Origin of the sequence: Planktothrix mougeotii LEGE 06226, assembly GCF_015207485.1 — a bacterium.
In the GTDB taxonomy this organism is placed as follows: Bacteria; Cyanobacteriota; Cyanobacteriia; order Cyanobacteriales; family Microcoleaceae; genus Planktothrix.
In genome coordinates this window covers 24,102-33,962 of record NZ_JADEWU010000063.1, presented here as the reverse complement: position 1 = coordinate 33,962, position 9,861 = coordinate 24,102, and the positions used below count along the sequence as shown (strand labels likewise).

The window sequence follows — 9,861 nt, the reverse complement described above, 5'->3', positions numbered from 1 at the left end:
CCCCATGTCCCCATGTCCCCATCTCCCCTATTCCCACAATCTTCTCCCTTCTGTCCCTTTCAGACGTTCATGGGTATCTTTTAATAAAGTGGGAATGTCTAATTGTTCAGGACAACGGGGTAAACAGTCGCCACAATCATTACAACGATTAGCTTTACGACCGGGAAACCAATGACCTGCATTTTCAAACATTCGATAGCGATATTTACCAAAGTCGGTCATATCATAAGCAACGGCTAAATTTCTTAACCGTAACACTTCGGGAATATTAATCTGTTCAGGACAGGGTAAACACTGATAACATTGACTGCATTGAGTTGTTCCTAAACGTTCTATTTTTTGAGTTTCTAATTGTTGAAAAATAGCAAGTTCTTCTAAAGTTAATTGACCATCTTGATCAGCCACTTTTAAAGGTTCATCTAATTCATCAGGAGTAGATGCACCTAAACTTAAGGTGGTAATGCGGGAATCACTTAATAAAAATCGATAACTTAACGTTAACGGAGAAATCGGGTGACAGAGCGTTTTTAAGGTTTCCGAAGGCGTATAAAGTTGTCCGCCTTTATCCCCAGGAGAAATAATAAAAATCCCCATATCTTTTTCAAAGGCTAACTCAATGGCGGGAGCATTTCGTTGAAAAAAATAATAATAATGGAGATTGACAAATTGAAATAAATCTGTATTGATAGCAGCTAAAATCACCTCAAGGGGAGCATGAGTTGAAAACCCTAAATAATGAACTCGACCATCGGCGATCGCTTTTTCAACTCCCGATAATCCTTGCAAGGTTTGTTCGAGGTGTTCAGTAGTATTAATCCCATGAATAGCCAGACAGTCGAGGTAATCTAAATTCAAACGTTTTAGAGATTGATCAATCTGTTGTTCTAACTGATCAGGGTTGGGTGTTGGGGAGATTTTAGTCGTAATATAAAGTTGCGATCGCTCAATAGATAAACCCGCTAATATAGCTTTCCCTAAAAAAGATTCACTTTGACCATAACCTTGAGCCGTTTCAATATGATTAATCCCCAGAGAAATAGCCCGTTGTATTGTTAAATAGGCATTTTCTGGGGATGCTAAATACCGCATTGTACCCAAGGAAAATACAGAAAGATCTAGGTTTGTTTTGCCAAACCGCCGATAACGCATTGTTAATTTTTGATTGTTGACTGTTGGCTGTGTCTTTCCCTACCCCCCATATCCCTGTTATTGTATTTCATCGGTTTTATTCAGTTCTGAACGTTTGATTAAATCCGACGGACTCAAGTTAGATACAAAGTCTCGAAACGCTCGTCTTTCCGCTTCATCCGCGTCCCTATCAACCGGAATGGAAGCATCTGCAATCACTTCTTCCATTACCCAAATCGGGCTATCGGTGCGTAAAGCAATAGAAATTGCATCACTCGGACGAGCATCAATTTCCTTTCTAATTTCCCCTTGACGAACAATTAATACTGCATAGAACGTACTATCTTGCAAGGAGTGAATGACAATCTTCTCCAGAGTCATATCCCAAGTTTCGAGAAGATTTACAAATAAATCATGGGTCAGAGGTCGGGGTGGTTTGTGATTTTCTAAAGCGCCGAGGATGGACTTTGCTTGATCTTGACCGACATAAATTGGTAAAGCACGTCTTTCAACCGCATCCCGCAGTAAAATAATAGGGCTGCGTGTAGCGGCATCGAGTGCAATTCCAGCGACTTTCATTTCAATCATCTAAAACCTCACGGGAGAAGGTAAACCGCGACGTTTTAACTCGCGGATGAAGTTTGACAAGCAGTTTTTCAACTGCTTCCCCTGTTTGGGGAGGATAGAAATGGTTAAGCTTTTGACACGCCAGACCACCTCCATTCCAGTATGCCTTGATTTTTGTCAGAATCGACATAGGATTTTGTTGTCTATCAACCGTTAACCGTTGTCAACCATCAACCATCAACCGTCAACAAAGATGTTTACAGGACTTATTCAAGCTCTCGGAACCCTTCAACCTATAGGACAAGATCAGTTTCAGATTAGTTGCGTTTTAGGGGATGTAGACTTAATTTTAAAGGATTTAGCCATTGGGGATAGTGTGGCAGTGGATGGAGTTTGCTTAACAGTGGTAGACCTTCAGAATAAAGGGTTTGTGGCAACGGCGTCTCCTGAAACCTTGTCTCGGACGAAATTGGGACAGAGTTTAGAGGGTTATTTTAACTTAGAAACGTCCCTAAGAGCCGGAAGTAAGTTAGGGGGACACTTTGTTACAGGTCATGTCGATGGGGTCGGGTGTCTCCAGTCCGTTATTCCGACAGCAACCTCTTGGGAAATGCGATTTTCGGCTCCTGCGAGTGCTTCAACCCTTTGGCAACGTCAAATTGCGCCTTATATTGTTGCAAAAGGCAGTATTGCCGTCAATGGCATTAGTTTAACGATTTCCGATTGTGATGTTGAGGGTCGTTGGTTTCAAGTGGCTGTTATTCCCCATAGTTATCAAGAAACGAATTTACGCGATTTACAACCGGGAAGTTGGGTGAATATTGAAGCGGATATTTTAGGAAAATATGTGGGGAAATTTCTGCAAAGTTACCTCAAAGGTAATTTGAGTTCTGTTGAAAGTTATAATAATATTCCAGCGATTTCAACCTTAGAGGACATTACCCCAGAGTTTTTAGCAGAACATGGATTTAGTTAATTGATTACTGATTATGGGCGGGAGAACCCCGCCCCTACGGATAACTGAAAAAAGGATAAAATACGATGACAGTAAATAGAATTATTCAACTATTGAGAGCAGGTCAACCTAACGAAACGGTTACGGTTCAAGGTTGGGTTAGAACCAAACGAGAATTAAAAGAATTTACCTTTGTGGAAGTGAATGATGGTTCCGCATTGGCGAATTTACAAGTGGTATTAAATCCTGATTTATCCCACTATGAGAATATTTTAAAACAACTGAATACGGGTACATCAGTTGAAATTTCTGGGGTATTAGTCGAGTCTCCGGCGAAGGGACAACGCATTGAATTAAAAGCCTCTGAGGTTAAAATTTATGGGGATGCGGATGCAGAAACCTATCCGTTACAAAAAAAACGTCATTCCTTTGAATTTTTACGCACTATCGGACATTTACGAGCGCGAACTAATACTTTAGGGGCGGTTTTTCGCGTTAGAAATGCTTGTGCTGCTGCGGTGCATGAATTCTTCCAAGAACGGGGTTTTTTATGGGTTCATACCCCTATTATTACTTCCAGTGATTGTGAAGGCGCGGGGGAAATGTTTAGTGTGACTAATTTTAAATTAAAGGATATTCCCTTAACAGAATCTCAACAGGTTGATTATAGTCAAGATTTCTTTGGAAAGCCTGCTTATTTAACCGTTAGTGGGCAATTAGAAGCAGAAATTATGGCGATGGCCTTTGGGAATGTTTATACGTTTGGCCCCACATTTCGAGCAGAAAATTCTAATACCTCTCGCCATTTAGCGGAATTTTGGATGATTGAACCGGAAATGGCATTCTGTGATTTAGAAGGCGATATGGATTTAGCAGAAGCCTTTCTCAAACATATCTTTAAATCGGTGTTAGAACAATGTCCTGAAGATATGGAATTTTTCAACGAACGCATTGATAAATCGGTCTTAGAAACGGCTCATAATATTATTAATAATGAGTTTGGACGGATTACTTATACCGAAGCGATCGCAATTTTAGAAAAAGCGGATAAAAAATTTGAGTATCCGGTGAGTTGGGGCTTGGATTTACAATCGGAACATGAACGTTATTTAGCAGAAGAATACTTTAAAAAACCAACAATTGTAACGGACTATCCCAAAGAAATTAAAGCCTTTTATATGCGCTTAAATGAGGATGGAAAAACCGTTAGAGCGATGGATGTTTTAGCTCCTAAAATTGGAGAAATTGTCGGCGGTTCCCAACGGGAAGAACGGTTAGATTTATTAGAAAACCGCATGAAAACCTTAGACATAAACCCGGAGGAATTATGGTGGTATTTGGAATTGCGAAAATATGGAACTGTTCCCCATGCTGGATTTGGATTAGGATTTGATCGCGTGGTACAATTTATGACGGGGATGGGGAATATTCGAGATGTTATTCCTTTCCCTAGAGCGCCTCAAACCATTGAATTTTAATCCGTAGGGGCGGGGTTTTCCCGCCCTATTAGGGTTCTAATTATGAATTACGAATTACGAATTACGAATGATCAATTATGAATTATCAATTATGAATATGGTGCGTGCGCTTGCGCTTACGCACCCTACGGGGATTTTTGAATTTTTAACATTTGATTTCCGGTTTTTTGGAATTCATAATTAACGGTTTTAATTTCTGTTAGATAGCCTTGGTTTTTTAATTCTTGAATAATAGGTTTTAGGAAAGGAGAGGGTTCTCCTGATAATTTTAATAGGGGGAAAATTCTAACTTGTTGAGCGACTCGACATAACTCTAAAATAGCGTTTAGATGAAAGTCTTGTGAAAAATGATCCGAATAAGTAAACAGAAAATGACTACATAAACCTAAATAAAATTGTTGAGAATTAAAGGGAAGTTGGGGGAGTTCTGCGGTGAGATAACGTCCTTGTTGTTTTCCTGTTGTAAAATCCGCTAAAAATTGTTCCATCGCCGCCATTCTTATTTCCCCCAATTGTTCAGGAGAAGAAATATAATCCCAAATATAATCCTGATAACTGGCTTTTACTCCGTCTATAACCGTTCTATAGGTATCTTGAATCCGTTGGGAAATTTCATCCGCCGAAAATTGATAAATAGGGTCACAAGAAATAACAGAATAACCTTGTTTTGTCATTTCAACATTAAAACTCGCAGGGCCAGCCGCACAATCTAAAATTGATTGTTGTAAATCATCGGACGTTAAATCAAACATCCTCATATATTCGCTGAAACTGCGACCCCAAGGAATCACCGTATTGAGTTGAAGTCCCATTGCAACAATAATCCCACGCTAATAGGCTGAGTATAGCGTGGGAAAAGTCATGAAAAATTGCTATAGCCAAAAAACGTTAAACCAACAGGAGCATATTGTCTCTTGGGATGAGGGAAATTAGGTTGAGCGTTTAAGCCACTTCATCAGAAAGACCTGAAACCATCTCTTTGAAGGCTTTACCCGCCGAGAAGACAGGAACCGTTGTCGCCGGAATGGTCATCGGTTCTCCAGTGCTGGGGTTACGACCTTCACGAGCTTTGCGTTCTCTGGCTTCAAATGACCCAAAACCCACCAAAGTCACTTTTTCCCCATCAGCCACGGCTTCCATAATAGAATCACAAATGGCTGAAATGATTAAATCAGCTTGCTTTTTAGTGACACCCGCTTTAATGGCTGTCGCTTGAACGAGTTGTTCTTTATTCATCTGATGTGAACCTCCTGAATTGTGTGAGCAAGTCTGCAAATATTAAGGCTGATGGCAGTTCTAGCACAACCTCATCAGCAGTTGGCAAATCTAAACCTCCTAATAGCCCTCAACCCGCAGTGAAATTCTGTGTCTCGGTTCTCCATTGGCTTTGCCAGTCGATTATGGGGAGTGAATCAATTCCTTTTGGACTTATCCCCACCCATGAATTCAGGGGCTTGTATCCTCTGGAATTTGCTGACTCCGACAAAACACTAATTTACCGCCTTTTCAGAGATTAACATTGATTTGAGGGAGTTGTAACGCAGTTGGATGAAATTCTTCAGATGGTTGGCCATTGGCTGTTGGCTGTTGAGTATTGATCGTTAAAATTCTTAATTCTTAATTCTGATTTGCCAATTTTGGCTTTTGGGTTTGTGACAATGGGGAAGATCCTAGACTTAGGAAGGTGGAATATGACGGCTGAAGAACTTTTGATGGCTTATGCGGCTGGAAAGCGGGATTTTCGAGATACAGACCTGTTTCGGGCGGATTTTAATAATGCTGACCTGAGTGGGTCGAGTTTATTTCGATGTAACCTGTTTCGGGCTAATTTATTTCGCGCTAATTTGATTGGGGTGAGTTTATACAACGCCAATCTCATTGGTGCTAACCTCTATTGTGCCAATTTAAGTGGCGCTAATCTCAGTGGGGCCAACTTGACACGGGCTGATTTAACGGGTGCGGACTTGAGTGGGGCGGACTTAAGTGGGGCGGACTTGAGTGGAGCCACTTTATCCTTGGCTAATTTGAGTTATGCTGATCTCAGTCGAGCAACTTTATTAAAAGCTGATTTAGTGGAAGCCAATTTAAGTCATAGCACTCTCAAAGGGGTTAATTTAAAAGAAGCTAACCTGACGGATGCTATTGTTGAAAATGCTAATTTTTCAGATGCGATTAATATGGCTTTGGATTTAGTCAGTTCACTGAAACAGCAAGGGGCAATTTTATGGGAATCTTCACAGGATCTCACAAATATTAACCATTAACGATTTAATTTTATAACAAAGGGGAAAAAACTATTTTTCAGTTTTTCCCTTTTTCTTCAGGCTAAACTATTATTTTTTACGGCTTATGGCTACTTCAAAACATCAATCTCAGGATCAAACAAACTCTGGTAAAAACCGGGTGGTTTATTCGGAGTTTGGGGAATCTGCAAACTCCCCGGCTTTAGAACGTGCCCTTCCTGAACTTCCCCCTAATCAACAAAACTTGAAAGTTCAAGCCACTCGTTCAGGGCGGAAGGGAAAAACGGTGACGGTCATTAGTGGATTTCAAACTAAACCGGAAACATTAGAAGGGTTAGTTAAACAGTTAAAAACCCAATGCGGAGCAGGGGGAACGGTTAAAGAAAATACGATTGAAATTCAAGGGGATCACCGTCAAAAAGTGTTAGAATTTCTGATAAAATTAGGATATAAAGCTAAACTGAGTGGAGGATAAATTAGTAAGATTTTGAGGCTTGAAATTCCAGTTCATGAAACCTTTCAAAGTACAATTCAAGGCGAAGGATATTGGGCGGGAACCCCGGTGGATTTTATTCGTTTAGCTGGGTGTCCGGTGGGTTGTCCTTGGTGTGATACGGGCTATGCCGATGGGGGGATAAATTTACCCCGTCAAGTTCGATCTTTTCAGGATTTAATTACAGAATTGCGATCGCCTAGAGTCGTGATTTCTGGGGGAGAACCGTTTATTTATGCTCAACTTCCAGCTTTAATCAATACCATTGAAGCGACGGGAAGAAGGGTTTCTATTGAAACATCCGGTTCCTTTTGGCAAGAGATTTCTGATTCTGTTTGGGTAACGTTAAGTCCGAAACATCATGTTAGTCCGAAATATCCGGTTGTACCGTTAATGTGGAAACGAGCCTCAGAAATTAAATTAGTCATTGAAACGGGAACAGAATTAGAATTTTATGCGGAATATTTAGAACTTAATCCTCAAATTCCTGTGTTTTTACAACCCGAATGGTCTCAACGCCATCGGACTTTGCCTTTAGTTTTAGACTTATTAAAACAATTTCCTCACTATCGATTATCCGTGCAACTTCATAAATATTTGAATGTTCCTTAATGATGCACCATTCTTTAGGGATAGATAATGAAAATAGGGAAGTTGTGATCGCCTACTGGTTGATCAGTATTCATACCTTAACACCATTGATAGAAAGACCCTAACTATTCATCAATCAACCATCCACGCTGTATACCTTGTTCAATACCACCAGTCCAATCTCGTGTGAGATGGTTGCGTATTTTATTGAATAAATGTTGAATAACAGTTGGATTAATAGGATTTTTTTTATATGTTTCTTCGTACCTAAATTCTCGATCAGTATTTTTTTGTTGACGGAGCACATAAATTTGATCAACTTTATATTTACGAAGGTTAACATCACTGGTTAATTTAATCCATTCCATCACAACCATATACAAACTATTAGGATTTCTGGCTTTTAAATCCTCTGCTGCTCTGGATGAACCTTCAAGCATGGTTTTATCCAAATAGGTTTTACATTCAATCACAACCACTGGAATATCAAACAGATGCGTTTCCACATTACCTGTAACTGTAGCTTCTGAATAGCTTTCTGGTTCTTGTTGAACAAGGGTCATCAATTCACCAGGGGTTTCATCTTGTTCGGGTGGGGTTGCTGCTTCAAAAGATGCTTGAATTGTTGCTCCAATCACAAAATCATGATCTTTCTTCTCAATGCGTGCGTAAGGTCGCTTTAACATTTCCGAGTATTTAGGAGAAACAAAGAAAATATCTTTGAAAGTATGAGATTTTCCAATCAGAGCATTTGAGCCAAAATCTCTAACTAAATCTTTAAATAAATAGTAAAGAAACTCCTCTAATACACTAGAGTGAAGGTTAGATCGAGAATCAAATTTTTCAGCATAATGTTGCTGATCTAAAAAATCTTTATAATCTGAGAGAAGTTTGACCCTTTGGGCAATAATTTCATTATCCTTGTCTGTTGGTGTTGAAGTTGGCCCAATTAATTCGAGATTAGCTGAGTACCATTGATTATACTCAGTTCTAATCTCCGTGAGAAATTTCTTACTCTCAACATCTTGATATTTTTTACGATTACTTTCTTTTTGTTGCAGATTAGAACCATGAACTAAAGGGTTTCTATCACTTGTGGGCATAACTCTAATTTTTTTTTCAGATGGAGTGCAATTGCTTTAGCCAGTAGGGGAGGAACAGCATTACCAATTTGATTGTACTGACAAAGAAACTTTTCATCAAATCTTTGCTCACGATGTAATAACTTGTGGGATACAACAGTTTTTTTTCCTAAAAAACGATAGCTATCAGGAAAAGATTGAATTCGAGCTCCTTCCCGTGCTGTTAAATTCCGGTGTTGGAAGGGGTGAAGAAAATTAGCATAGTATGAGGCAGTGATGGTATGGGATGGTTTATGGGGGTACAAACGGCGATTATTTTGATCGTAAGTTTGACCAGATAATTCTCCATTCCCGCTTCGACGTCTTGCCCCATATTCTTTGGATACATTAGCACTTGATTCCCCCCATTTAATCTGTTTAAAGCGTTCTACAAGTCTTTGAGAATGATCCATTGCAACATGATTATAGATTGTTTGGTTCCCCTTTCTGAGCAAGTCTTGATAAGGATTTTGAGATGCTAAACTATAAGGCAATTCCTCTTGACCTTCACGGGCATTCAAAGGTGGTAAATCTGATATAGCATCCCATAGAGTTAAAGCGGGGAATAACTGCTGCTCCGGTAATATAGATAATTGCAAATGATTAGAATTAGAGTCATTTATAGAATTGGACTTAGGTGGAAAACCAATTACTTTTCCCCTATTATTTCCCACAATAAAAACACGCTCTCTGATTTGAGGTACACCATATTCAGCAGCATTTAATAACCAAATTTCAACAAAATATCCTAATTCTTCAAAGGTCTTTTTAATCAGATCTATGACCTTTATTCCTTCACCATTTTTGCGAGAGAGCAAACCTTTAACATTTTCCATGATAAAAGCTTTAGGTTGCAGAAAACTAATCCATTGAGTAAAGTTAATAAATAGGCTATTTCTAGGATCTTGAGGATCTTTGTGGGCTGGCCCTGCAATACTAAAACCTTGGCAGGGAGGGCCACCAATAATAATATCTGGTTTAAAAGTGCAAATCTCTTTAACGTGGCTTTCCGTATTAAAATGACAAATATCACATTGGATAACAGTCATATCAGGATGATTATAACGCAGTGTATCACAAGCCCAAGCATCAACCTCAACTGATAAGGGAACCGAAAAACCTGCCATTTTGAACCCTAAACCAAATCCACCAGCACCAGCAAATAAATCAATAGCAATCGGTTGTGCTAATTTCATAGAGTTTTATTATTAGTTGTATCGTTTTTAATTGTAATAATACTTATTAATTTAAAATAAATTCTAATGAAAAACCCCACCTGATTCTT

Annotated in this window: 12 protein-coding genes; 5 read left to right on the top strand and 7 right to left on the bottom strand. The window is 39.2% G+C overall.

Annotation, left to right across the window (positions count from 1 at the left end):
• Nucleotides 1-27: 27 nt before the first annotated feature.
• The 3 genes from IQ236_RS20815 to IQ236_RS20805 are packed head-to-tail and all read right to left on the bottom strand — an operon-like array spanning nucleotide 28 to nucleotide 1,885.
• On the bottom strand, nucleotides 28-1,149 hold the full coding sequence (locus IQ236_RS20815) for an aldo/keto reductase (RefSeq protein WP_193871056.1): 1,122 nt from the start codon (nucleotides 1,147-1,149) through the stop codon (nucleotides 28-30).
• 57 nt (nucleotides 1,150-1,206) lie between these two features.
• Nucleotides 1,207-1,716 carry a bifunctional nuclease family protein gene (locus tag IQ236_RS20810; protein ID WP_193871055.1) on the bottom strand — a complete coding sequence of 170 codons (510 nt, stop codon included), beginning with the start codon at nucleotides 1,714-1,716 and terminating at the stop codon, nucleotides 1,207-1,209.
• Nucleotides 1,709-1,885: a hypothetical protein gene (locus IQ236_RS20805; RefSeq protein WP_193871054.1), complete on the bottom strand. Its 177-nt coding sequence runs from the start codon at nucleotides 1,883-1,885 to the stop codon at nucleotides 1,709-1,711. The genes IQ236_RS20810 and IQ236_RS20805 overlap by 8 nt, the downstream gene beginning before the upstream one ends.
• A gap of 63 nt (nucleotides 1,886-1,948) precedes the next feature.
• Between IQ236_RS20805 and ribE the strand changes: the two genes are divergently transcribed.
• Together ribE and asnS are read left to right on the top strand one after the other, a co-directional pair.
• On the top strand, nucleotides 1,949-2,671 hold the full coding sequence (gene ribE / locus IQ236_RS20800) for a riboflavin synthase (RefSeq protein WP_193871053.1): 723 nt from the start codon (nucleotides 1,949-1,951) through the stop codon (nucleotides 2,669-2,671).
• 65 nt (nucleotides 2,672-2,736) lie between these two features.
• Complete coding sequence (gene asnS / locus IQ236_RS20795) at nucleotides 2,737-4,128, top strand: asparagine--tRNA ligase (RefSeq protein WP_193871052.1); 1,392 nt, start codon at nucleotides 2,737-2,739, stop codon at nucleotides 4,126-4,128.
• 125 nt (nucleotides 4,129-4,253) lie between these two features.
• Here asnS and IQ236_RS20790 read toward each other — a convergent pair whose 3' ends face one another.
• Nucleotides 4,254-4,940, bottom strand: coding sequence for an SAM-dependent methyltransferase (locus tag IQ236_RS20790; protein WP_193871051.1), 687 nt, complete (start codon nucleotides 4,938-4,940; stop codon nucleotides 4,254-4,256).
• Nucleotides 4,941-5,070: 130 nt separating this feature from the next.
• Nucleotides 5,071-5,364, bottom strand: a complete 294-nt coding sequence (locus IQ236_RS20785; protein WP_072719866.1) for an HU family DNA-binding protein — start codon at nucleotides 5,362-5,364, stop codon at nucleotides 5,071-5,073.
• A gap of 455 nt (nucleotides 5,365-5,819) precedes the next feature.
• Between IQ236_RS20785 and IQ236_RS20780 the strand changes: the two genes are divergently transcribed.
• From IQ236_RS20780 to IQ236_RS20770, 3 genes are all read left to right on the top strand, one after another.
• A complete protein-coding gene (locus IQ236_RS20780; RefSeq protein WP_193871050.1) occupies nucleotides 5,820-6,392 on the top strand; it encodes a pentapeptide repeat-containing protein in 573 nt (190 codons plus the stop codon).
• An 85-nt stretch (nucleotides 6,393-6,477) separates the two neighbouring features.
• On the top strand, nucleotides 6,478-6,846 hold the full coding sequence (locus tag IQ236_RS20775; RefSeq protein WP_193871049.1) for a translation initiation factor: 369 nt from the start codon (nucleotides 6,478-6,480) through the stop codon (nucleotides 6,844-6,846).
• 12 nt (nucleotides 6,847-6,858) lie between these two features.
• Nucleotides 6,859-7,476 carry a 7-carboxy-7-deazaguanine synthase QueE gene (locus IQ236_RS20770; protein ID WP_228041778.1) on the top strand — a complete coding sequence of 206 codons (618 nt, stop codon included), beginning with the start codon at nucleotides 6,859-6,861 and terminating at the stop codon, nucleotides 7,474-7,476.
• Between the two features lie 104 nt (nucleotides 7,477-7,580).
• Here the strand turns inward: IQ236_RS20770 and IQ236_RS20765 are convergent, their stop codons facing one another.
• Both IQ236_RS20765 and IQ236_RS20760 read right to left on the bottom strand, forming a co-directional pair.
• Entirely contained in the window at nucleotides 7,581-8,558 is a 978-nt protein-coding gene (locus IQ236_RS20765) for a Bpu10I family restriction endonuclease (protein ID WP_193871048.1), read from the bottom strand.
• Nucleotides 8,531-9,772: a DNA cytosine methyltransferase gene (locus IQ236_RS20760; protein ID WP_193871047.1), complete on the bottom strand. Its 1,242-nt coding sequence runs from the start codon at nucleotides 9,770-9,772 to the stop codon at nucleotides 8,531-8,533. The genes IQ236_RS20765 and IQ236_RS20760 overlap by 28 nt, the downstream gene beginning before the upstream one ends.
• Between the last annotated feature and the right edge of the window lie 89 nt (nucleotides 9,773-9,861).